Annotated in this window: 14 protein-coding genes; 3 read left to right on the top strand and 11 right to left on the bottom strand. The window is 65.3% G+C overall.

Features of this window, described 5'->3' with window-relative positions; translation table 11 throughout:
• Nucleotides 1–64 precede the first annotated feature (64 nt).
• The 3 genes from mgtA to SIN04_RS15260 all read left to right on the top strand — a co-directional run bounded on the left by mgtA (nucleotide 65) and on the right by SIN04_RS15260 (nucleotide 5965).
• Nucleotides 65–2740, top strand: a complete 2676-nt coding sequence (gene mgtA, locus SIN04_RS15270) for a magnesium-translocating P-type ATPase (RefSeq protein WP_134490548.1) — start codon at nucleotides 65–67, stop codon at nucleotides 2738–2740.
• 418 nt (nucleotides 2741–3158) lie between these two features.
• On the top strand, nucleotides 3159–3635 hold the full coding sequence (locus SIN04_RS15265; protein WP_134492573.1) for a (2Fe-2S)-binding protein: 477 nt from the start codon (nucleotides 3159–3161) through the stop codon (nucleotides 3633–3635).
• A complete protein-coding gene (locus tag SIN04_RS15260) occupies nucleotides 3635–5965 on the top strand; it encodes a xanthine dehydrogenase family protein molybdopterin-binding subunit (protein WP_341264029.1) in 2331 nt (776 codons plus the stop codon). Before SIN04_RS15265 ends, SIN04_RS15260 begins: the two co-directional genes overlap by 1 nt.
• A gap of 117 nt (nucleotides 5966–6082) precedes the next feature.
• On the opposite strand, the gene SIN04_RS15255 is transcribed toward SIN04_RS15260, so the two are convergent.
• The 11 genes from SIN04_RS15255 to SIN04_RS15205 form a co-directional block, all read right to left on the bottom strand.
• Complete coding sequence (locus tag SIN04_RS15255) at nucleotides 6083–6733, bottom strand: sarcosine oxidase subunit gamma (protein ID WP_341264028.1); 651 nt, start codon at nucleotides 6731–6733, stop codon at nucleotides 6083–6085.
• Nucleotides 6726–9701 (bottom strand): sarcosine oxidase subunit alpha family protein, encoded by a 2976-nt coding sequence (locus SIN04_RS15250; RefSeq protein WP_341263996.1) that lies wholly within the window; start codon nucleotides 9699–9701, stop codon nucleotides 6726–6728. Before SIN04_RS15250 ends, SIN04_RS15255 begins: the two co-directional genes overlap by 8 nt.
• On the bottom strand, nucleotides 9698–9979 hold the full coding sequence (locus SIN04_RS15245; protein WP_134490172.1) for a sarcosine oxidase subunit delta: 282 nt from the start codon (nucleotides 9977–9979) through the stop codon (nucleotides 9698–9700). The genes SIN04_RS15250 and SIN04_RS15245 overlap by 4 nt, the downstream gene beginning before the upstream one ends.
• A 54-nt stretch (nucleotides 9980–10033) precedes the next feature.
• On the bottom strand, nucleotides 10034–11284 hold the full coding sequence (locus tag SIN04_RS15240) for a sarcosine oxidase subunit beta family protein (protein ID WP_341263997.1): 1251 nt from the start codon (nucleotides 11282–11284) through the stop codon (nucleotides 10034–10036).
• A 70-nt stretch (nucleotides 11285–11354) separates the two neighbouring features.
• On the bottom strand, nucleotides 11355–12656 hold the full coding sequence (gene glnT, locus SIN04_RS15235) for a type III glutamate--ammonia ligase (RefSeq protein WP_134490174.1): 1302 nt from the start codon (nucleotides 12654–12656) through the stop codon (nucleotides 11355–11357).
• Between the two features lie 104 nt (nucleotides 12657–12760).
• Entirely contained in the window at nucleotides 12761–14095 is a 1335-nt protein-coding gene (locus SIN04_RS15230) for an FMN-binding glutamate synthase family protein (RefSeq protein ID WP_341263998.1), read from the bottom strand.
• Nucleotides 14095–14802: a protein glxC gene (locus SIN04_RS15225; RefSeq protein WP_134490542.1), complete on the bottom strand. Its 708-nt coding sequence runs from the start codon at nucleotides 14800–14802 to the stop codon at nucleotides 14095–14097. Before SIN04_RS15225 ends, SIN04_RS15230 begins: the two co-directional genes overlap by 1 nt.
• Entirely contained in the window at nucleotides 14799–15698 is a 900-nt protein-coding gene (locus tag SIN04_RS15220; protein ID WP_134490540.1) for a class II glutamine amidotransferase, read from the bottom strand. The genes SIN04_RS15225 and SIN04_RS15220 overlap by 4 nt, the downstream gene beginning before the upstream one ends.
• A gap of 132 nt (nucleotides 15699–15830) precedes the next feature.
• Complete coding sequence (locus tag SIN04_RS15215) at nucleotides 15831–16484, bottom strand: XRE family transcriptional regulator (protein WP_341264027.1); 654 nt, start codon at nucleotides 16482–16484, stop codon at nucleotides 15831–15833.
• Nucleotides 16485–16692: 208 nt separating this feature from the next.
• On the bottom strand, nucleotides 16693–20973 hold the full coding sequence (locus tag SIN04_RS15210; protein WP_134490538.1) for a translocation/assembly module TamB domain-containing protein: 4281 nt from the start codon (nucleotides 20971–20973) through the stop codon (nucleotides 16693–16695).
• The gene (locus tag SIN04_RS15205) at nucleotides 20973–22994 is read right to left on the bottom strand and encodes an autotransporter assembly complex protein TamA (RefSeq protein ID WP_134490536.1); all 2022 of its coding nucleotides are present in this window, start codon (nucleotides 22992–22994) and stop codon (nucleotides 20973–20975) included. Before SIN04_RS15205 ends, SIN04_RS15210 begins: the two co-directional genes overlap by 1 nt.
• Nucleotides 22995–23239 lie beyond the last annotated feature (245 nt).

Raw genomic sequence — 23239 nt, 5'->3', positions numbered from 1 at the left:
TCGACCCGACTCCGACTGCGCGAGAATTGGTCCACGCGAAACGGACATCGAAAAGGCGGCGCGCATGAACGGCCAGACTCTCCTCGATCATCTAAAGTTTTTTCAGGCGCCGCCCAACCGCCATCCACAGGCGTGCGATACCGACATCGTTCTGTCGAAGGAGATTCTCGCTGTGAGCCGGTTGGAGCAGGCCGAGATCTGGCCGCTGCTTCGGGCCTCACCCGAGGGGCTGACGCGCGATGAGGCGGCGGCAAGGCTGGCGTCGGTTGGACCTAATCTCGTCACTCAGGAGGGACGCCCGAGCGTCCTGCGCGAATTATGGGGCCGCGCGAAGAATCCCCTGAACGGGCTTTTGCTCAGCCTCGCGACCATGTCTTATTTCCTCGGGGATATCCGCGCATCCGTCGTCATCGCGATCATGGTGGTCCTCGCCATCACGACGGCGTTCATCCAGGAGCATCGCTCCAACGACGCCGCCGCCAAGCTCCGCGCCATGGTGAAGACGACGGCGAGGGTCAAGCGACGCGGCGCCGGCCTTGAGGCCAGCGAAGGCCAACCCGACGGATTCATCGACATCCCGATGGACCAACTTGTTCCCGGCGATATCGTGCGCCTTTCGGCCGGCGACATGATTCCGGCCGATCTCAGAATCCTCAGCGCGAAGGATCTTTTCATCAATCAGGCGGCGTTGACCGGCGAGGCCATGCCGTCCGAGAAATCGCCGGCGATTGCGGACGCGAGCGTCGCCGATCCCTTCGACCTGCCCAATCTCTGTTTCATGGGAGGCAGCGTGGTCAGCGGATTTGGAACCGGCGTGATCGTACACACGGGGGCCAGGACCTATTTCGGCCAGCTCGCCGAACAGATCGCTGGGCGGCGCGAACTGACCGGCTTCGACAAAGGGGTCAACCGCTTCACCTGGCTGATGATCCGGTTCATGCTGGTGATGGTTCCCACCGTGTTCCTGATCAATGGCTTCACGAAGGGCAATTGGCTCGAGGCGCTTTTATTCGCGGTGGCCGTCGCGGTCGGCCTGACGCCGGAAATGCTGCCGATGATCGTCACCGTCAATCTCGCCAAAGGCGCGATGGCGATGTCGAAGAAACGCGTGATCGTGAAGCGCCTCAACGCGATCCAGAATTTCGGCGCCATGGATGTCTTATGCACCGACAAGACCGGCACGTTGACGCAGGACCGCATCATCCTCAAGCTGCATCTCGACATTTGCGGCGAAGATAGCGAGCGGGTCCTGGAGTATGCCTATCTGAACAGCCACTATCAGTCCGGTCTCAAAAATCTGCTCGACGTCGCGGTCCTGCAACATATCGAGCTCGGCAAGAACCTTCATCTGCAGCATCAATACAAGAATATCGACGAAATTCCCTTCGACTTCGTCCGCAGGCGGCTTTCCGTCATTCTGTCGCGCGAAGACGAGACGCATGTCCTCATCTGCAAGGGCGCCGTCGAGGAAGTTTTCGCCGTTTGCAAGCATTATGAACTCGACGGCGAACGCGGAGCTCTGGACGCATCTCATCTTGCGACCGCGAAAGCCGAGACTCTGGCGCTCAACGAGGACGGTTTTCGCGTCGTCGCCATCGCTTACAAGGAAATTGCTGATCTCAAGCCAAGCTATTCAGTCGAGGACGAAAGCGAGCTGACGCTGCTCGGATATATCGCCTTTCTTGATCCACCGAAGGATAGCGCCGGCGCCGCCATCGCGGCGCTCAATCGATCCGGCGTCGCAGTCAAGATTCTGACCGGCGACAATGAGATCGTCACCCGCAAGATCTGCCGCGAGGTCGGCCTCGAGGTAAAATGCGTCGCGCTGGGTCCCGAAATCGAACAGATGAGCGACGGGGCCCTGGCCGAGCTTGTGGAATCGACGACCGTCTTCGCCAAGCTTTCCCCGGCCCAGAAAGCGCGCGTGATCGGGGCGCTTCACGCCAAGGGCCATGTCGTCGGCTTTCTCGGCGACGGCATCAACGACAGCCCGGCGCTCAAGGCCGCCGACGTCGGCGTGTCAGTCGACACGGCGGTGGACATCGCCAAGGAATCCGCTGACATCATCCTGCTCGAAAAGAGCCTGATGGTGCTTCAGGAAGGGGTCATCGAAGGACGAAAGGTCTTCGGCAATATCACCAAATATATCAAGATGGGCGCAAGCTCTAATTTCGGCAACATGTTCAGCGTGCTTGGCCCCAGCATCTTTCTGCCCTTCCTGCCGATGCTGCCGATCCAGGTGCTCACCAACAACCTGCTCTATGATTTTTCGCAGACCGCGATCCCGACAGACAATGTCGACGAAGATTATCTTGAGATCCCGCGCAAATGGGACATTGGCAATATATTCAAGTTCATGGTCTTCATCGGGCCAATAAGCTCGATCTTCGACTATGCGACCTTTTTCACCATGCTCTATGTTTTCGATGGCTGGAACAATCCATCGCTGTTCCAGACCGGCTGGTTCGTCGAATCCCTGCTGACGCAGACGCTCATCATTCACATCATCCGCACCGCGAAGATCCCGTTTCTGCAAAGCCGCGCCAGCCCTGCCTTGATCGCGACCAGCGTCACGATCTGCGCGATCGGCATTGCGCTGCCCTTTACCCCCGTAGGCGCGGCGTTGAAGTTCACGCCCTTGCCGCCGCTCTACTGGCCCATCGTCGCAAGCTTCCTCTTGAGCTACGCGATCCTGACGCATCTCGTAAAAACCTGGTTCGTGCGCCGCTGGGGCATGTAAATTCTGGTCAGAAATGACCCTGCAAGGGAGCACTCCTCGTCGACGCACCGTTAAGATTAAGCGCAACGGGCGCATTGCAAGTTGTGGTTCACGCGTCCGCCACACGCGCTGACCGCAGCCGCGCGCGGCATTCCGACGCGCGCGCAAGCTAAAGCAAAAGCGCTGAATCGCCATTTTTGGCGCGCATTTGCGCAATCGGCGCGGCGAACGCTCATCGCATCGTCAATTCCGCGCCGACAAAGCCGGCGCTCCTGAGCGCGCTTTTCGGCGCTGGCGTATTTGTGAGTTGGCAATGAGGCCGCATTGCTCGAACATAAGCGCCTGAGAGCGTTGGCTCGTTGGACTTCTTTTTCCAGACAAGCGGACTTTGCCAACTCGGCGGCTGAAACGCTTCAGCCGCTCCATTGGAGATTGAATGATGATCAAGACGACGGTGAACGGCAAAGCGCGAACCTTCGACGGCGATCCGGACACGCCGCTGCTTTGGTATCTGCGTGACGAACTCGGCCTGACCGGAACGAAATTCGGCTGCGGACAGGCCCTATGCGGCGCCTGCACCATCCATCTCGGCGGAACGGCCACGCGCGCCTGCGCCACCCCCATATCCAGCGCGGAAGGCCAACAGATCACGACGATCGAGGGGCTTTCTCCTGACGGCAATCATCCTGTCCAGATCGCCTGGCGCGAGCTGAACGTCGCCCAGTGCGGCTATTGCCAGGCCGGCCAGATCATGCAGGCCGCATCGCTCCTCAAGGAGTCGCCAAAGCCCACGGATGAAGAGATCGACAATGGGATGAGCGGCAATCTGTGCCGCTGCGGAACCTATCCACGCATCCGCGCGGCGATCAAGCAGGCCGCCAATGCAGCGGCGAATTCCAGCAAAGGAGGGCTGTGATGACCCATGACCATTCCTTCTCCCGGGCCGCCTCGGTCGAAGAGCCAGCCGGCGGCGAGATCGTCAACGTCAGCCGGCGCGGCCTGCTTGGCGGCATGGGCGCCCTGGTGCTCGCCGTGTCGCTGCCGCGCGCCGCTAAAGCGGAAGAAGCCAAGCCCAAGGCGTTTGGGGCCGACGGCATGCCGCACGGCTGGCAGGACAACCCCAAAGTCTTCGTCTCGATCGCTGATGACGGCGCCGTCACCATCACCTGCCCGCGCTCCGATATGGGGCAGGGCGTCCGCACAGGCTGGGCGATCATGATCGCCGATGAACTCGAGGCCGATTGGGCGAAGGTCCATGTGAAGCAGGCCGAGGGCGATGAAGCCAGATATGGCAATCAGGACACTGACGGCTCGCGTTCGACGCGTCATTTCTTCATGCATATGCGCCATGCCGGCGCGGCTGCGCGCCTGATGCTGATCGAGGCCGCCGCCAAGCAATGGGGCGTTCCGCTGGGCGAAATCAAGGCCGAGAACAGCGTCGTCACCCATGCCAAATCCGGCCGGAGCCTCGGCTATGGCGCGCTCGCCAAGGCGGCGTCCGAATTGCCGGTCCCGGCGCGGGAGTCCGTCGTCCTTAAGGACCCCAAGGATTTTCGTTATATCGGCAAGGGGACGCTCGGGATTGTCGATAACCGCGCCATCACGACCGGCGCGGCGCTCTACGCGGCCGACAAGAGCTTTGATGGCATGCTTTACGCCGTCGTCGCCCGGCCGGCGGTGTTTGGCGGCACGGTCAAAAGCTTCGACGCCGCCGAGACGCTGAAGGTTCCCGGCGTCGTCAAGGTGATCCAGATCGCTCCGCCGTCGGCGCCGGTCAAGTTCCAGCCGCTCGGCGGCGTCGCCGTCATCGCCAAAAGCACCTGGGCGGCGATGAAGGGGCGCGAAAAGCTCAACATCGTGTGGGACGACGGGCCAAACGCCGCCTATGACTCGACCGCCTTCCGCGCCGAGCTCGAGAAGGCCGCGCGCAAGCCCGGCAAGGTGGTTCGCTCCCAGGGCGACGTCGACGCGGCCTTCGCGACGGCGGCCAAGCGCGTGTCAGCGGAATATTACGTGCCCCATCTCGCGCAGGCGCCGATGGAGCCCATGGCCGCCGTCGCGCGGATCACTGACGGTCATTGCGACATATGGACTTCGGTTCAGGCGCCGCAGGCCGCGCGCACGCTCGTCGCCGGCCAGCTCGGCGTCGGCGAAGAGAATGTGACCGTCAATGTCAGTCTGCTCGGCGGCGGCTTCGGCCGCAAATCAAAGCCTGATTATGTGGTCGAAGCCGCTTTGTGCAGCAAGGCGATGGACGGCGCCCCCGTCAAGCTGCAATGGACGCGCGAAGACGATATCCATCACGGCTTCTATCACACCGTCTCGGTCGAACGTCTCGAAGCATCGCTGGACGAAAAGGGCTTTCCGACCGGCTGGCTGCATCGCAGCGTCGCGCCGACAATCGCCTCGATCTTCGCGGCGGGCGCGGACCATGAACAGCCGTTCGAACTCGGCATGGGCCTTGTCAATATGCCCTTCGCCATTCCGAATGTCCGGATGGAAAACCCGGAGGCGCCGGCCCATGTCCGCATCGGCTGGTTCCGCTCGGTGTCGAACATTCCGCACGCCTTCGCGATTCAGTCATTCGTGGCGGAACTTGCGCATGCGGCCGGGCGCGATCCGAAAGACTATCTGCTCGAGCTCATCGGCCCGGCGCGCGTCATCGATCCGACCAGCCTCGGCGACGGGTGGAACCACGGCGAAGATCCGAAACTCTATCCGATCGACACCGGCCGCCTGCGCCGCGTGATCGAGACGGCGTCCAGCGCGATCGGCTGGGGCCGCAAGATGCCGAAGGGCCGCGGCCTCGGCGTCGCCGGGCACTATAGTTTCGTGACCTATACCGCCGTCGCGGCGGAAGTCGCGGTCGACGATAAAGGCGTCATCACGATCCCCCGCGTCGATATTGCGATCGACTGCGGCCCGCAGGTCAATCCCGAACGCATCCGCTCTCAGATGGAAGGCGCGGTGGTGATGGGCATGGGTCTCGCGCTCACCGCCGAGATCAGCTTCAAGGACGGCCGTGCGCAGCAGAACAATTTCGATGGCTACGAGATCACCCGCATCGACGCGGCTCCCAGGGAGATCAACGTCCACCTGCTGCCGCTCGCCGATTACAACCATGTGCTCGGCGGCGTCGGGGAGCCCGGCGTGCCGCCGGTCGCGCCGGCGATCGTCAACGCGATCTTCGCGGCGACGGGACGGCGTGTGAGGCAGCTGCCGATTCGCGACCAGCTGAAAGCGTAACAAGCTTTGACGAGGGCGGTTCAATCCGCCCTCGCACTTCGGCGGCGCGGGCCCGTTTCGCCGAGCAAGAAGACATGCGTTTGGCGCGTTGCCGCCCCGAGGGCCGGCGCGTTTGCTTCAAACCTCTTCTGCGAGGTCGACCCAAACGGCGTATTGGTGGCTGGCGTGGATGAGTGCGTTGTAGAGGCTTGCGGCGAAGCTTCGGGCGACGGCGCATTCATAGGCGTGGCCGGCGGTTGTGCGGCGGAGCTGGACGCTCATGCCGTGCAGCTCGGTGGCGGCGGCGGCGCCTGGCGGGAAGGCGGCCGGGTCGAGGTCGAGGCGGACGAGCTTGACGAGCGCGTCGGCGGCGCGCGGTCCGCTGAGCCTGAACGCCGTGAAGCCGTGCGAGACGTCGACGACGGTCGCGAGATCGCGCGCCGCCGCGATCAGCGCGGCGCGGCGCGGGGCGCGGTCTTTTCCGCGCGCAATGGCGTGCCAGCGCGACGGGCCGACGCCGACGAAGGAAAAGCCGCCCGCCTCGACGGTTTGCGGGCCGTCGGCCGGCGCCTGTCCGAACGCCGCGCCGATCGCCGCGATGAGCTCCGCCGTCCTGCCGCGGCGCGCCTCGATGTTGAAGCGGTCCTCCCCGGCGACCAGCTCCAGCGTCACGCCGGGCGCCGGCGCCGGCGCGCCAAAACGTCCGGCGCGAAAATAATGCGGCGTCAGTTCCAGGGCGAGCCCGGCCGCGGCGCCGGCCGCATGAGATGTTGCAAAGGGGTCAGACACGGGAGCGCTCGCCTTTCGGATCAACGAAGCAGGAGGCGACGATTTCGGCCGCGACGTCGCCGCCGCGAAGGGGATCGTAAACGCGCACTTTTTCGCCGATCCGGTCCGGGCCGCCCGACGCCAGGGCGAGGCCGATCCAGGAGGACAGCGTTGGCGACCAGCAGGCCGAGCTGATCCAGCCAAGATCCGTTTCGGCGCCAGGAACGGCGCCGGCCGGGATGATATGCGCGCCGCTGCGAATGCGTTGACCGGGATCGAGCGGCCTGACGCCGACGAGGCGCGGCCGGGCCGGATCGACGAGCGCCTCGCGCGCGCAAAGGACGCGGCCGACATGATCCTTGTCCTTGGCGAGCGCGCGCGCCATGCCGAGATCATAGGCGGTGGTCTGGCCGTTGATCTCGCCGCCGGCGGGATGGCCTTTTTCGATGCGCATCACGCCCATCGCCTCGCTGCCATAGGCGACGACGCCATAAGGTTCGCCGACCGCCATGACGCGGCGGATCAGCGCGTCGCCAAAGCCCGCCGGAACGCCAAGCTCGAAGGAGCGCTCGCCGGAGAAGGACAGCGCGCAAAGGCGCGCCGGAACGCCGCCGCAGATCGTGATCTCGGCCGCCCGCATCGGCGGAAAATCCGCCTGGGTGATCAACACCGGCGCGTCGACGAGCGCCTGCAGCACCGCCGGGGATTTCGGCCCGGCGATGGCGAGCTGCGCCCAGCCGTCGGTGACCGCCGTGAGGTTGACGTCGAGCTCCGGCCACAGCACCTGCCGGCAATATTGCATGTGCCGGTAGACCGGCGCCGCGTGCGCCGTCGAGACATAGGCGACATATCTGTCCTCGGCGAAGCGGGCGAACATGCCGTCGTCCTTGAGGAAGCCGTCCTCGCGCAGCATGATGAGATAGCCGCAGCGCCCGACCTTGATCGCCGACGGGCGCATGGCGCAGACGAGATCGAGGAACTTTGCCGCGTCCGGCCCCTCGACCTCGACTTTGCCGAGGGTCGAGACGTCGGTCACGCCGACGCCTGAGCGCACCGCATTCACCTCGCGGTTGGCCGTCGCCAGAAGATCCGCGTCGCCGGCGAGCGGAAAATACTGCGGCCGCTTCCACTGGCCGGCGTCGACGAAGGGCGCGCCGCGCTCCAGCGCATAGGCGTGGATCGGCGTCTCGCGCAAAGGCTTGAAGGCGCCGCGCCGGTGCGCGCCGGCGACGGCGCCGAGGGCGACCGGAACCACCGGCGGGCGCGCCAGCGTGACGCCGGTCTGCGGGATCGACTGGCCGGTCAGCTGCGCCATGATGGCGAGCGCGTCGAGGTTTGCGGTGCGGCCCTGGTCGGTCGCCATGCCGAGCGTCGTATAGCGCTTCAGATGTTCGACCGAGCGATAGCCTTCGCGATGGGCGAGGATGACGTCGGAGGCGGTGACGTCGTGCTGGAAATCGACGAACACCCTGGCGTCCCCGCCCCGGCCCGGCCGCCACCAGGCGGGCGCTGATCCCGCCGCGCTGTGCCGGATGGCGGGAAGCTCGACCGGCTTGACCGGGAGGCCGAGCGCCTGCAGGGCCGCAGAGCCCGCGTCGGCGCCGCTTTTCAGCGCCTCGCCCGGCGCGAAGACGCCGGCCGCCGCCCCCGCCATGTGAAGGCCGTCGACGCCAGGGGCGAGGAACGCCTGGATCTTGTCGGACCAGGCCGGACGGCCGCGAAAACAGCTCGCAAGCTGAATAGAGGGGTTGAAGCCGCCCGAGACGGCGAGCGCGTCGACGGCGAAGTTTTGCGCGGCGCCCGATCCTTTGACCGTAATGGCGCTGAGGCCTTTGCGCCCTTGCGTGGCGACGACGGCGCCATTGAGCACGACGGGAACGGCCTTCGCCACATCGGCGAACTCCGCCGGCGCCTTTTCGCGCGCGTCGATGACGACGACCGGAGGGAGCCCCGCCTTGATGAGGTCGCGCGCGGTGAGCCAGCCGTCGTCGGTCGCCGTATAGACCGCGATTTGGCGGCCCGCGGCGACGCCGAAGCGGTTGAGATAAGACCGCACGGCGCCGGCCAGCATGATCCCCGGCCGGTCATTGTCCGGGAACGCCAAAGGCCGCTCGCTCGCGCCCGTCGCGATAATGGCGCGGCGGGCGGCGATGCGCCAGAAGCGCTGGCGCGGCGTGAAGGGCGGCGGCTCCGGCAGATGGTCGGCGACCCGCTCCAGCGCCGCGAACACGCCGCCGTCAAAAGCCGCGACGACGCTGGCGCGCGAAAAAACGCGGACATTCGGCATGGCGGCGAGTTCGGCGGCGACGGAGTTCACCCATTGGGCGGCCGGCTGGCCGCCGACGCTCTCGCGCTCATCGAGAAGCCGGCCGCCAAGGCGTGGCTGATCCTCGCAGAGAATGACTTTCGCGCCCGATCGCCCGGCGGTCAGCGCCGCCATCAGCCCGGCGCCGCCGCCGCCGGCGACAAGCAGGTCGCAATGGGCGTTCGAATGCTCATAGCTGTCCGGATCTTCGAGCGCGCTGGCGCGGCCGAGCCCGGCGGCGCGGCGAATGACCGGCTCATAGATTTTTTCCCAGAAGGACGCCGGCCACATGAAGGTCTTGTAGTAGAAGCCCGCCGCGAACACCGGCTTCAACAGGCCGTTCAGCGCCATGACGTCGAAGCCGAGCGAGGGCCAGCGGTTCTGGCTCGACGCGACAAGGCCGTCGTAGAGTTCGATCGTCGTCGCCTTGACGTTGGGTTCGCGGCGCGCGCCGGAGCGCAGTTCGACGAGCGCGTTCGGCTCCTCGTGCCCCGCCGAGAGCACGCCGCGCGGACGATGATATTTGAACGAGCGGCCGACGACGCGCACGCCATTGGCGAGCAGCGCCGAGGCCAGCGTGTCGCCGGCGCAGCCTTGATAGCTCCTGCCGTCGAATGTGAAGGACAGCGGGCGCGAGCGGTCGATGAGGCCGCCGGAGCCCAGCCTGAAGCCGCCGCCGCTCATGACGCCTGCTCCGGCGCCCGCGTCGCCTCGACCTTCAAAATGTCGTGCGTGCGCGTGTCGCGCTCGATGAGAAGCCAGCTCTGGCATCCCGCCGCGTGGAACCAATGTTCGCGGTGGAGCCCGGCCGGGTTGTCGCGCAGATAGACGGCCGTGGCGAAGGCGGCGCGGCTCGCGGCGCTGTCGAGGCCGCCGTCGGCGCCGGGCCGCGCCACGGCTTCGCCATTGACCGCGAACTCGGCAAGGTCGCGCGGCCCGCAATAGGGACACTGGATCAGCATGCGTCAAAACCTTGTGCCGGGCGCCGGTGACGATCATTCATGACGATTATCATCTCAATGCAGATTGGGCGACGGACCGGCGCCCTTTTCATCGATGACGCGGCCGCTTTCGAAACGGTCGAGCCGGTAGGCCGCGGCGGCCGGATGCGGCTCGCCTTTGGCGATCAGATGCGCGAAGCAGAAGCCCGCCGCCGGCGTCGCCTTGAAGCCGCCGTAGCACCAGCCGCCATTGAAGAACAGCCCGTCGACCGGCGTCCTGTCGATGATCGGCGAGCCGTCCATGCTCATGTCCATGAGGCCGCCCCAGCTGCGCAGAATGCGCAGGCGCCCGAGCATCGGCATCAGGGCCATGGCGTTTTCGGCGACGTCGGCGAAGATTGCGAGGCTGCCGCGCTGCGCATAGGACGGATAGGGCTCAAGATCGCCGCCGAAGACGAGGCTGCCCTTGTCCGATTGCGAGATGTAAAAATGCCCGGCGCCGAAAGTGACGACGCAGTCGATCACCGGCTTCAGGCTTTCGGACACAAAGGCCTGCAACGCATAGCTTTCGATCGGCAGCCGCAGTCCGGCGAGCGAGGCCACGCGGGACGAGTTGCCGGCGACCGAGACGCCGACGCGCCGCGCGCCGATAAAGCCTCGCGTCGTCTCGACGCCGATGATCTTGCCGTTCTCCTGCCTGAGGCCGGTGACTTCGCAGTTCTCCACGATGTCGACGCCGCGCCGGTCGGCGGCGCGCGCATAGCCCCACACCACGGCGTCGTGGCGCGCCGTGCCGCCGCGCCGCTGCAGCAGGCCGCCCTGCACCGGGAAGCGGGCGTTGTCGAAATCGAGATAGGGCGCCATTTTCCGCACGCCCTCGCGGTCGAGCAGCTCCGCGTCGACGCCATTGAGCCGCATGGCGTTGCCGCGCCGCGCGAAAGCGTCGCGCTGCGCGTCGCTGTGACAGAGGTTGAGCACGCCGCGCTGCGACACCATGGCGTTGTAGTTGAGGTCCTGCTCCAGCCCCTCCCACAATTTCATGCCGAGTTCATAAAAAGGGATGTTGCCGGCAAGCAGATAGTTCGACCGGATGATCGTCGTGTTGCGTCCGGCGTTGCCGGAGCCGATCCAGCCTTTTTCGATCACCGCGACGTCGCGGATTCCGAATTCCCTGGCGAGATAATGGGCGGTGGCGAGGCCGTGGCCGCCGCCGCCGATGACAATCACGTCATAGGCCGCCTTCGGCTGCGCCTTGCGCCAGTGCGGCGTCCAGCCGGCGCCGCCGTTCAGCGCGTTCTTCAAAAGCTCAAAGCCGGAGAATGTCATCCGTCATATCTTTCGGCGCGGATTTGTGATCGACGCGGGCGCCGCGCGCCGGCGCCCATGAGGCTGCGTTTCAGCAATCCAGCGTGTGGTCGCGCTCCCAGTCGCTGAGATGGCGCGTATAGTCCTGCCATTCCTGGTGCTTGAGCTTGGCGTAGGAGCTGACGAAGGACTCGCCAAGGCCCTCCTTGACGATCTTGGAGGATTCGAAGAGACGGAGCGCGTCGAGCAGATTCTGCGGCAGCTTCTTCGCGCCATTGACCTTGTGCGGCTCGGCGTACATGTCGAAGTCGGAGCGCTCGCCCGGATGACGGTTGCTCTTCATTCCGTCAAGGCCGGCGACGAGGACGCTGGCCTGCAGCAGATAGGGATTCGTCGCGCCGTCGGCGAGGCGGAACTCGAAGCGTCCGCCTTCGGGAATGCGGATCATATGCGTCCTGTTGTTGCCGGTGTAGGTGATCGAGTTCGGCGCCCAGGTCGCGCCGGAGGTGGTGCGCGGCGCGCTGAGGCGCTTGTAGGAGTTGACCGTCGGATTGGTGAGGGCGCAGAGCGCGTCGGCGTGCTCCATCAGGCCGCCGAGGAAACGGTAGCCGAGCTCCGAGACGCCAAGCTCGCCGTCCTTGTCTTCAAAGGCGTTGTCCTCGCCGCGCCAGAGCGACACATGCGAGTGGCATCCAGAGCCGGTCAGATTGAGGAACGGCTTCGGCATGAAGGTCGCCCGCATGCCGTGTTTCTCGGCCAGCGACTTCACCATATATTTGAAGAAGGAGTGCCGGTCGGCGGTCTTCAGCGCCTCGTCATATTCCCAGTTCATCTCGAACTGCCCGTTGGCGTCCTCATGGTCGCTCTGATAGGGCTTCCAGCCGAGCTCGTCCATCGCTTCCGAGATCTCGGTGATGACCTCATAGCGCCGCATCAGCGCCTGCTGGTCATAGCAGGACTTCGCCTGCTTGTCGGCGCCGTCCGCGATGCAGGAGCCGTCGGGCGCGAGCAGGAAAAACTCGCATTCGACGCCGGCCCGCATCTCATAGCCAAGCTCTTTCAGTTCGGCGATGAGGCGCTTCAGCACATTGCGCGGGCCCTGATCGACCGGCTTGCCTTCCATGTAGAGATCGGCGGCGAGCCAGCCGACTTCCCGCTTCCACGGCAGCTGGATGAGGCTGTCCGGATCCGGCACCGCGAACATGTCCGGCATGGCGGGCGTCATATCGAGCCAGGTCGCAAAGCCCGCAAAGCCCGCGCCGTCGCGCGCCATCTTGTCGATCGCCCGCGCCGGCACCAGCTTGGCGCGCATGTGGCCGAACAGATCCGTGTAGGATACCAGGAAGTTCTTGATGCCGCGCTCCGCGGCGACTTCCGATAGCAGGGTCGACATAAGCTTCCTCTCCAAATATTGTGACCGTTGGTTGGCCGATACGAACCTTCGAATTGTTCAAGCAATTCGAAGTCCACAGCTGAGGCGACGTGGGTCTGCGCCCGCTATCGTTCTCCGGCTCCCGGAATCCACGACGTCCCGGCGAGCGGAACGCCGGCCATGGCGGCGGCCTCCACCGTCAGCGCCACAAGATCCTCCGGCTCGAGATTATGCACATGGCTCTTGCCGCAGGCGCGCGCAATGGTCTGCGTCTCGAGCGTCAGCACCGACAGATAATTGGCGAGCCGGCGCCCGGCCGCGATCGGGTCAAGCCGCTTTGCGAGCTCGGGGTCCTGCGTCGTGATGCCGGCCGGATCGCGCCCTTCATGCCAGTCGTCATAGGCGCCGGCGGTCGTGCCAAGGGCCTGATATTCGGCCTCAAGATGCGGGTCGTTGTCGCCCAGCGCGACGAGAGCCGCCGTGCCGATCGAGGCGACGTCCGCGCCAAGCGCCAAAGCCTTGGCGACGTCGGCGCCGTTGCGGATGCCACCCGAGACGATGAGCTGCACCTTGCGGTGCATGCCAAGGTCGCGCAGCGCCTGCACGGCCGGCCGGATCGCCGCCAGAATCGGAATGCCGACATGTTCGATGAACACTTCCTGCGTCGCCGCCGTGCCGCCCTGCATGCCGTCGAGAACGATCACGTCGGCGCCCGCCTTCACCGCCAGCGCGGTGTCGTAATAGGGCCGCGACGCGCCGACCTTCACATAGATCGGCTTCTCCCAGTCGGTGATCTCGCGCAGCTCCTCGATCTTGATTTCGAGATCGTCCGGCCCGGTCCAGTCGGGGTGGCGGCAGGACGAGCGCTGGTCGATGCCTTCCGGCAGCGTGCGCATCTCGGCGACGCGCTTCGAGATCTTCTGGCCAAGCAGCATGCCGCCGCCGCCCGGCTTCGCGCCCTGTCCGATCACCACCTCGATGGCGTCCGCCCGGCGCAGATCGTCGGGGTTCATGCCATAGCGCGAGGGCAGATACTGATAGACGAGGATCGAGGAATGGCCGCGCTCCTCCTGCGTCATGCCGCCGTCGCCGGTTGTCGTCGACGTGCCAACCACCGAGGCGCCGCGCCCCAGCGCCTCCTTCGCCTGCGCCGAGAGCGAGCCAAAGCTCATGCCCGCGATGGTGATCGGGATCTTCAGTTCGATCGGCTTCTTGGCGAAGCGCGCGCCGAGCACCACCGAGGTGTCGCATCTCTCGCGATAGCCCTCGAGCGGATAGCGCGACATCGAGGCGCCGAGAAACAGGAGGTCGTCGAAATGCGGAACCTTGCGTTTGGCGCCGCCGCCGCGGATGTCGTAAATGCCCGTCGCCGCCGCGCGCCGGATCTCCGACATCGTCTGCGGATCGAACGTCGCCGAATAGCGCGGCAAGGTGCGCGGGATACGAATCTGATCGTTCATCAATAGGCCCCCGCATTGTCGACATGGAAATGGTAGAGCGCGCGCGCCGAGCCGTAGCGCCTGAACTCGCCGACGTCGACTTCGCCCGCCGCGCCCGCCCGCTCCAGCGTCGCGTAGAGCTCGGCGCGATGCATGTCGTCCATCGGCTTTTCGACGCAGTCCGCGCCAAGGCTCTTCACCGCGCCGCGCACATAAAGCTTCGCCTCATAGATCGAATCGCCGAGCGCGTCGCCGGCGTCGCCAAACACGGCGAGCGTCCCCGCCTGCGCCATGAAGGCGGACATCGGCCCGATCGAGCCCTTGACGATAATGTCGACCCCCTTCATCGAAATGCCGCAGCGCCCCGAAGCGTTGCCCTCGATGACGATGGCGCCGCCATGCGCCGTCGCGCCCGCCGCCTGGCTGGCGTCGCCCTTCACATAGATGAGGCCCGACATCATATTCTCGCCAAGGCCAAGCCCGGCGCTGCCGTTGACGATCACCGTCGCGCGCTTGTTCATGCCGGCGCAGTAATAGCCGACGTCGCCGTCGATCTCGATCGTCACGTCGGCGTCGACGCCGGCCGCCACGGCGTGCACGCCGCGCGGATTGAGAACCTGCCAGCGCGCGACATTGCCGCCTTCCCTGATCGCGTGAAGGGCGGCGTTGAGTTCACGCACCGAAGTCGCGGCGAGGTCGACCGCTTTCGCTGAAAATTGAGTGGTCATGCGGCGCGGTCCCAGAAATAGACGGTGGCGGGATTGGGCTCGAAGACGCGGGCGTTTTCGATGCCCGGCAGGCGGCTCAGAGCGCGATATTCGGTGCCGAACGCGACATATTGCTCGGTCTCCGCCATCACCGCGTGCTTGCAGCCGATCGGATCGCGCAACACGCCAAAGCCCGTGTCGGTGCCGACCACGAAAGTGTAGAAGCCGTCGAGATCCTTCAGCGAGGCTTCAAGCGCGCCGCCAAGGCTTTCCCCCTGCGCAAGACGCCACGACAGATAGCCGGCGGCGACTTCCGAATCATTCTCCGTCGCAAACGAAATCCCCTCGCGCGTCAGCCGGCGGCGCAGCTCATTGTGGTTCGAAAGCGAGCCATTGTGCACAAGGCACTGGTCCTTGCCCGTCGAAAATGGATGCGCCCCAGCCGTCGTCACCGCCGATTCCGTCGCCATCCGCGTATGCCCGACGCCATGCGTCCCGCTCATCCGCGAAAGACCGAACCGCCGCGCAACATCCGCCGGAAGTCCAACCTCCTTGTAAAGCTCCATATGCGAGCCGACCGAACTCACCGTCAGATCATCGTCAAGATCCCCGATCGCCGACAGCGCCAGGCCCGCCTGCTCCGCCGCAACCGTCACCACAACATGCGTGCCCCGCGCGACGACGTCGACCTCGCCATCAAGCGCCGAAGCCAGCGATACAGCCAGCGCCCCGGCGTCAAACAAACGCCCCGCGCGAAGCGTGATCTTGATCCGCTCCGGCGAGCCATCGCCATAAATCGCAAAACCAGCGCTGTCCGGACCCCGCGCCGTCATCGTCTCAAGCATCACCGCAAGATGCCGGCCAAGATCCGGCTCAAGCGACGGGTCCTTAAGGAACAATCCCACTATGCCGCACATCGCTCAAATGTCTCCCGTCGACAATTTCTTCTAAAGAAATTATACGTCGCTATAGGAAACAGCAAGCGGAAAATGATCTTCGAAAAGATAATTTTTACGAAGCGCGCCAAAGCCGGGGCGAAGCCCGCGCCGTCAGTCGTTCGGATAGATGATGATTGAAAGATAGGTCATCGGAAGTTCGGTCAGCTCCTCCGGCCCATGCGGCGCGGCCGCGTCGAAAAACAGCGTGTCGCCGGGTTCGAGCAGATAGCTGCGGTCGGCATGGCGATAGAGCACCTTGCCCGCCAGCATATAGATGAGCTCGACGCCGGCGTGCTGAAACGAGGTGTAGGGCCGCGCCTCCTCTGACAATTGGATGAGAAACGGCTCGACGACGATGTCCTTGCCGAGCGAATGCCCAAGAAGCTGGTAGTGGTGGCCGGCCTTGGTGCCGCGCCGCTCGATGTTGACGCCGCGCCCCGCTTTCACGAAGGAGCAGTCATGGCGTTCCTCATAGGGCGTAAAAAATGTCGACAGCGGCTGGTTGAGCGCACGCGCCAGCGATTGCAGCGTCGATAGGGAAGGCGAAATCTGGCCGTTCTCTATCTTCGAGAGCATGCCAGTCGAAAGGCCCGCGGCCGTCGCCAGCTCGCCGCCCGTAATGTCGAGGCGCTTCCGATGCTGCCGGATCTGTGCGCCGATGGCTTCTTCGAGCGTTCGCTCGGCGGTGCGCGGCGCGCCCGACCCCGTTTCAAAGCCGTCCTCAATCGAGCCTGATTTGTCGGACTTGGTCACGCGAGGCTCCATATCGCAGATCCCATCAAGTTCGGGATGTCGTCATTTCCTCAACTATGGCCAGTCTCCCTTTAGCATAACAAGAGAAATAACGGCTGAAATTGATATTCCTTAACCTGCGTTGCGGACGGCTTGCCCGTGGCGCCCAGGGATTAGGCGGCGGCGCGCTTGCGCCTCGTTTCAGCAGCCTGACCCGCGCCCGCGGGATTGGGAAAAGGCGTCACCACTCATGTTCGGCGCCGACGCCGACCGAGACATTGCCCGTCGCATCGATCACGCCTCTCGCCTTCAATTGCTTGTAGATCGTGATGTTCATCCCGACCCCGGTCTCGGCGGCGGTCGCGCCTGTGTGAACGCCAAGGCTGACGCGATCGCCGAGAAATTTACTTAACGGATTGTTCGATTGGCTCGCCGTCCCAAGCCCCAGCGAACGGCGCAGGCCCTCAAGCGCGTCATTGCCGCCCGAATAGATCGCCGCGGCCTGCGCGAGCGCCAGGGCCTGCGTCGGCGAAAGCTGACCAGACGGCGCGCCAAACAGCAGCCGCGACAAAATCTCGTCCTGCGGCATATCGGGGCTGGAGGTAAAAACGAATTGCGGGTCCGACGGATCGCCAGTGATGGCGACGCTGACCGAAGCGCCGCCCGCCTGCGTCGTCGCCAGAAAGTCGAGTTCGGGCGAAAGATCCCCGGCAAAGGTGAGATTGGCCCGCGTAAAATCGAGGTCCGAGGTTAAGAGTCTGAGATCGCCGCTGATCAGATGAAAGGCGCCGACGGGATCTGGCTGGGCCAATGTGCCTGTCAGGCGTAAATTGCCGCCAAGCTGAGCGTTAAGCCCGCGTCCGTGCACGCGAATACGGCCCGGCACGTCGATCGTGAGATCGAGCGCTGCGTTGAACGCCGCGGCGCCCCTGCCTCGTTTGGCTTTGGCGGCGATGGCGAGCCGCGCCTCGGCGGTCGGCGTCGGATCAATGTGGCGCGTTCCCGGCAGAGGCTGCAACGAGCCCGGCAGCCGGTCGGGGATCGGAATGTCGAGCGATAAAATGTCGATCCGTCCGCCGACGCGCGGATCCCGCACCAGCGGGCCTGAGAGATTGATGTCGAAGTTCAGCTCCGCCGTCGCCAGCGAGCTTTGCACAAGCTGGGCGTTCTGGCCCCTGACGTGAATGTCGCCCGGAAAGCCGCCGGCGGGATCCAGCCGGATCGAGCCTCCCGCCGTGATGGCGCCGCCATTGCGCGTCGCGGCGGAGGCGTTCTCGATCGTCACATGATCGCCCTGCGCGACGAGGCGGGCATGAATGGCGGTGAGCCGGATGCCGAGGATCGCGTCCTCGAACGCGCCATTGGACAGCGTCGCCGACCCCGATGCGCTCGGCTGCTGCGCCGTTCCTGTTAGCCGGCCCTCGACCGCGATCGCCCCGGTGACGCGCCGCCCGGCCGTGGATAAGGACCGGTTGGCGACGCCGGCGTCAAGATTGCCCTTCAGCCCGAGATCGAGCGGGCCCGACGCCGCGAGCGGCGCGCTGCCGGAGACGCGGAGCGCCCCCGACTGGCCAACCTTGAGCGTCGCTTCGAGCGTCGTGCGTGTTCCCTCGAGCCGCCCGCTCGCGTCGACGTCGATCGGCGGCAATCCGGCGTTCCGTGTTTGTGGCGCGGCGAGCTGCGAAATTCTGAAGCGATAAGGGCCCGTCGGCGCGGCGGGCGCACCGCCAATCGTCGCCTCCCCCTCAAGCGTTCCGGACAGGCCAAGTCCGGGGGAAAAAACATCGCCGGCCGACAAGGGGATGGCGCGGAAAAGCACCTTGAGATCAAGTTGTGGGCCAGCGCGCCCGTCGATCGTGACCCGGCCGCCGTCGAGGCTGAGCGTCAGACTGCGGAAGTCCGCGCCGCCGTCCCTGATCACGATGGCGGCGGGTTGGGCGAGGGCGATCCTGTCGCGCCCGCGCGTCGCTTCGAATTTCGCGATCTCCAGCCGTACCGGATCGGCCGCGACGACTTTCGCGCGCATATCCAGATTGAAGCCCCGCGCCGCCGCGCTCAGCGCGATGTCGCTGGCGTCCGCGCCGGCTTTAGCATTGAGCCTGACGCGGGAAATCGTCTGTCCGCCAAAGCGCGCCTCGTCCGCTGCGAGCGAGCCCGACACGATGGGGTGGCGATAAACGTCCGTGAGGGCGAGGTCGGCTGCGAGCCTGTCGAGGCCGAGGCCAAAACCGCCGATTTTTTCCGCATTGGCCTTGATGGCGGCGTCCTGACGCGTGTCGGCGTGGGCGAGGCTCACCTCGGCGTCGAGGGAGCCCGACAGCTTTTCCAGGGCGAGGGCGGAAAGATCATCGAGATTTTTCGCATGAAGGCTGAATTGCCCGGCGGCGAAATGCGCCGGGTCGAGCGCGACGCCGCCCTGCGCCGTGACCGAGCCGATCGCGACATCCGCCCCGTCGATGACGACGCCACCCTCCTTCGGGCGCGCGATGTGGACCGCGCCGCGCGCCGGCTTGCGGTCGATTTCGCCATCGAGCGTGAGATGGGCGTCGGGCGCGTCCCTGAGATTGGTCGCCTTCGCGACGACGTCCAATCGCGGAACCGGGCGCCCGAGCAGGCTCGCGTCACGCACGCTGATCGTCGCCGTCGCATCCGGCTGCGCGAGCGCGCCCGTCACATGCGCCGCGATCTCAGCCCGTCCCGTCGTGCGCTTGTCGGCCTTCGACAGCTCCGGAATCCTCAGCAGCGCCGTGAGGTCCGCCGATTTGGGCGTCACGGCGCCATCGACGCGGGCGCTGGCGTTCGGCCCCGTCAAGCGCAGATCGCTGAAGCCGAAGCCGCCATCGGCGTCGAGTCTGACGCCCCCGGCGAGGGTAAGGCTGCCGCCGTAGAGGCCGTCGACCGGCGTGATACCGGTCGCGAAGCGATCGGCGGCAGCGTCGATTTGCGCCGTAAAGCGGTTCGAGCGCGGCGTGCCTTCGAGATCGGCTTTGAGCGTCGCCTCGCCCTTCAGCGCAAGACCCGCGACCGCCCCGAAGCGCGCAAGGTCGGGCGCCGAAACCTCGAGACGGCCCCTTAATTCAGCCCGGCCCGCGCGGCCCTTGAAGCCGGCCGAGAGCGTCTCGGACTTCAGTTCAAAAGTCTGAAAATCAATGACGCCCCTGGTCGTGCTGACGCCGCGCGCGGTAAAGCGCGCCTCGCGGCCGACCGCCTGCGCCAGCGCCGGATTTTCCAGCTCCAGCCCTTTTACCCGCGCATCCGCGGAGAGGTTCAGCAGCGTCGAGGTATTGGCGATTGATCCGTTCGGCGTCATCGTCAGATTGGCCTCGAGCCGGCCAAGCGAAACGCTCGGGAGGCGGGCGTCCTCGACATCGAGCGTCGAGGCGATCTCGGGCGCATCGAGCGGCCCGGCAATATGCGCGTCGAAAGCGAAGCGCTTGATCCTGACGTCCTTCGCCAGGGCGCCGCCCTCTGTACTCGGCGTGTTTTGCGCCGAAACCCTGATATCGGCGATCTGCGCGGCGGACAAGGCGCCCGTAATATCGAGCCGCGCGGCCGCCGCAGCGAGGTTGATCCCCTGGATTGAGACGGCGCCGTCATCTGCGAACAAGACCGCGCCGGTGAGCCTGGTCGTTCCGGCAAAGACCGGGGCGGCGACCTCTGGCAGCATCCCGGACGCCTCGGCCGCGAGATTGAAGCCGAGCCTGCGCCCGGCGCCCTCGCGATTGACCATTGCGTCGCCAGTCGCGCCAATCCCCTGACCGGCGTCGAAAACGAGCTTGGCGTTGAAGGCGTCCAGCACGCCAGAGCCATTGATCTTGAGCTTGACCGGAGGCCTGCCCGGAATATTGCCGAGTTCGGAAATGATGCCGCCCGCCGGCTCGTCAAGATTGACCATCAGATCGAGGCGCTGCGTCTGCGGCACGAGGTTGAGGCGCACATTCAGCGTCGCCGGCCGGTCCAGCCTTTGCGCGTCGAGAAACAGCTGCAGCCCTTCAGAGGGCGGTCCGAGCTTCGCGTTCCCGCCCGTCGAAAAGCTCGAGGCGACGCCAAGCACGGGCTGGCCAAAATCGGCGCGCGCCAGCGTGAATTGCTTGATGTCCACGCGCAAAGGCAGTTCCGGCAGGAGCGGCTGATCCTCGCCCGAGACGGGCGCCTCCGCCGGGACCGGCCTTCGCGGCATATCCATCTGATCAATGTCGAGCTGGTCGATTTCGAGCCGGCGCTGCAGCAACGCAAGCCGGCGCCAGACGATGCGGACGCGATTGACGCTGAGCCAGACGCCATCGCGATCGGCGATCTTGAGATCGCGCACCGTGGCGTCGGAGGAGAGCGCCCCATCGATGGCGCCGATCGAAACGCGGCTCGCCGGCGTCGAAAGCGCGCGCGAGATGAGATCGGCCAGAATCCCTTTTTCCTCCTCGGCCGCGTAGCTTCCAGCGGCGAGGACGCCAAGCCCCAAAAGCACGAGGAGCGCCACGGCGAGCGCCGATGTCCGGTGAAGGGAAAAGCGCGGGCTCGCCATCAGAACGGTTGTCCAATGCTGACATAAAAGACGACCGGATAGTCGCCGGGCCTCGGATCGAGCGGGCGGGCGACGTCAACCCGGATCGGCCCGATCGGCGTATAGTAAAGCAGGCCAAGGCCAGCGGAAAAGCGCGTGTCGCCGGGCCCCGAGAAGGGAAGGGAGTCGCGAAAGGCGCCGCCGATGTCGAAAAAGGGGGCGACGCCGATCGTCTCCGTCACCTTGATGCGCGCCTCCAGCGTCGCATTGAAGGCGCTGAGGCCGCCGATCGTATAGCCGAAGGGGTTTGCGGGGCCGATCGTCTGGTAGCGATAGCCGCGAACGGTCGGAAGGCCGCCCTCATAGATGCGGTAATTCGCCGGGATCGCGGCGAGCCCGCCCGTCTCGCCGAAGATCGAGCCAAAGCCGGCGCGGCCGGCGAGAATGTAATGGGCGTCCTCGTCGATCGCGTAATATGCCGAGGCGGCGACGCTCGCCTTGGTGAAACCGGCGGTGCCGAAAACCGAAGGGTAGGGGGTCGCAAGAGCCGTTACGCGAAAGCCGCGGCTCGGGTCGAGCAGTTTGTCGGTTCCGTCATAGCGCAGCGCCAAAGGAACGCCGAGCAGCGTATAATCGACCCGCCCTAACGCGTCCGTCGCCTCGCCCTTCTCGAATTTGAGCCCGGCCTGAACGGAGAGCGTCTCGTTGATGCGGTAGCGCAGCGCCGCTGTCCCGCCCGCGAACTGATCAGCGTAGCCGCCGAAGCTGCCACCGCCCGAGCGGTTTTCCTCGCCGATGCCGTCAAGCAGGAAATCAACGCGCGAGCCATAGAGGGCCGGCTTCACGAAGCTCGCCGTGACGCGGCCGCCGATGCCCGCATTGCTGAAATTCTGCGGGCCGCCGAAGGTATTGAAGGTCGGCGTGAAAATGCCATAGATCGGCGGCGCGTAGAATATATCGCCTTCCAGCCTCAGGCTTTCGGCGCCGCCGAAGAGGTTGCGGTTTTCGTAATAGACGCTGCCGGTCGGGCCATCGACCGTCGAATAGCCGGCGGTCGCGCCGATGAGATTTCTCGCGCGGTCGCCGACGTCGATGAAGATCGGCAGATTGCCGTTGGCGTCGAGCCTGTCGCCCTCACGAATGCGCACCGCGCCGACGGCCAGAAGCGAGGTGATCGACTTGCGGGTGTCCGCCAGCGCCTTCGGCGTATAAGGCTGGCCTTGCTCGAGATAGATGAACGAGCGGACGATCGAGGGATCAAAGCCGTTCGGCCCATTGACCGAGACCTCGCCGAAGCCGGCTTTCGGGCCGGGATCGACGGCATAGGTCACATCCATCGTCAAAGTCGCGTGATTGACGATCGGATGCGGCAGCGGCGCCTTGACCAGCGGATGCGACTGCCCCCGAAAATAGTCGATCAGACGCGCATTGGCGTCGCGCAGATCCGAGGCTTTGGCGGGATCGCCCTGGTTCAGCCTCAGAACGTAAGGCGGCAGAACCTCGGGCGGAAAGGGCGTCTGCGTCGTAGAATTGACCACGGCGATGTCGCGCAGGTGAAAAAGCGGCCCTGTCTCGACCGTGATCGTCACGGGGACCACGGCGCGGTTCAGATAGACGTTCGCCGCGCGGGCGAAGGCCTCCCCGTCGCTCCTGCCAAGCTCTAGCCGGGTCGCGCCCACGGTGGCGAAAATCCGCGCGTTAAAATAGCCTGCGCCCCAAAGCGCGTCGACGAGCAGCGGGAAATCGGCCTTCAGCCGCTGCGCCAGAGCTTCCCCATCCGGCGGCGGGTCCTGCCTCAGCTTGTAAACGTTCGAACTATCGAGCAGGGCGTCCCTGACGCTATCCTCGCCTTGAATAACGAAATCGATCTTGTAGGGCAGGGTCGTCGGCGAGGGGTTCGGCGGCTCGTCCGAGCCAAAAAGCCCGAAGAAGTCAAAGGCGACGGCGACGTCGGCCTCAATGAACGCGCCGACGCCGACGACGCCCATCAAGATCAGGCCGAAAATGGAACGCCTTTCGGTCCGCCGCCTTACGCAACCCATCAAACCCCCGCCGCCACAAACAGGCTTGCCGCCCGCGGACCCCGCTCCTAAATCACAAATGCGAAGCGCAAGTTAGCGCGCTCTCGAGCACAAGGCTACCCATGCGGTTTTGCTTGCGAAACCGTCCGGTAAAGACAGCCCATAGCGCCTGGCCGCCACTTGCAGGCAATTATGAGATCAAAGCGTCGGGATTGAGTTAATGGGGGAATTCGTTTGGACGCTTCTCAACCCAAGCGAATCCGCGC

Origin of the sequence: Methylocella tundrae (genome assembly GCF_038024855.1) — a bacterium.
GTDB lineage: Bacteria > Pseudomonadota > Alphaproteobacteria > Rhizobiales > Beijerinckiaceae > Methylocapsa > Methylocapsa tundrae.
The sequence above is the reverse complement of the archived record's forward strand: the minus strand, read 5'-3'. Positions and strand labels throughout refer to the sequence as shown.

What these genes read in the sequence shown, in the direction of transcription:
- SIN04_RS15220 (WP_134490540.1), bottom strand. Translation starts at nt 15,698, where the DNA reads ATGTGCGGCATAGTGGGATTGTTCCTTAAGGACCCGTCGCTTGAGCCG.
- SIN04_RS15205 (WP_134490536.1), bottom strand. Translation starts at nt 22,994, where the DNA reads ATGGGTTGCGTAAGGCGGCGGACCGAAAGGCGTTCCATTTTCGGCCTG.
- SIN04_RS15260 (WP_341264029.1), top strand. Translation starts at nt 3,635, where the DNA reads ATGACCCATGACCATTCCTTCTCCCGGGCCGCCTCGGTCGAAGAGCCA.
- SIN04_RS15210 (WP_134490538.1), bottom strand. Translation starts at nt 20,973, where the DNA reads ATGGCGAGCCCGCGCTTTTCCCTTCACCGGACATCGGCGCTCGCCGTG.
- SIN04_RS15250 (WP_341263996.1), bottom strand. Translation starts at nt 9,701, where the DNA reads ATGAGCGGCGGCGGCTTCAGGCTGGGCTCCGGCGGCCTCATCGACCGC.
- SIN04_RS15215 (WP_341264027.1), bottom strand. Translation starts at nt 16,484, where the DNA reads ATGGAGCCTCGCGTGACCAAGTCCGACAAATCAGGCTCGATTGAGGAC.
- SIN04_RS15240 (WP_341263997.1), bottom strand. Translation starts at nt 11,284, where the DNA reads ATGACATTCTCCGGCTTTGAGCTTTTGAAGAACGCGCTGAACGGCGGC.
- glnT (WP_134490174.1), bottom strand. Translation starts at nt 12,656, where the DNA reads ATGTCGACCCTGCTATCGGAAGTCGCCGCGGAGCGCGGCATCAAGAAC.
- SIN04_RS15245 (WP_134490172.1), bottom strand. Translation starts at nt 9,979, where the DNA reads ATGCTGATCCAGTGTCCCTATTGCGGGCCGCGCGACCTTGCCGAGTTC.
- SIN04_RS15225 (WP_134490542.1), bottom strand. Translation starts at nt 14,802, where the DNA reads ATGACCACTCAATTTTCAGCGAAAGCGGTCGACCTCGCCGCGACTTCG.
- SIN04_RS15230 (WP_341263998.1), bottom strand. Translation starts at nt 14,095, where the DNA reads ATGAACGATCAGATTCGTATCCCGCGCACCTTGCCGCGCTATTCGGCG.
- mgtA (WP_134490548.1), top strand. Translation starts at nt 65, where the DNA reads ATGAACGGCCAGACTCTCCTCGATCATCTAAAGTTTTTTCAGGCGCCG.
- SIN04_RS15265 (WP_134492573.1), top strand. Translation starts at nt 3,159, where the DNA reads ATGATCAAGACGACGGTGAACGGCAAAGCGCGAACCTTCGACGGCGAT.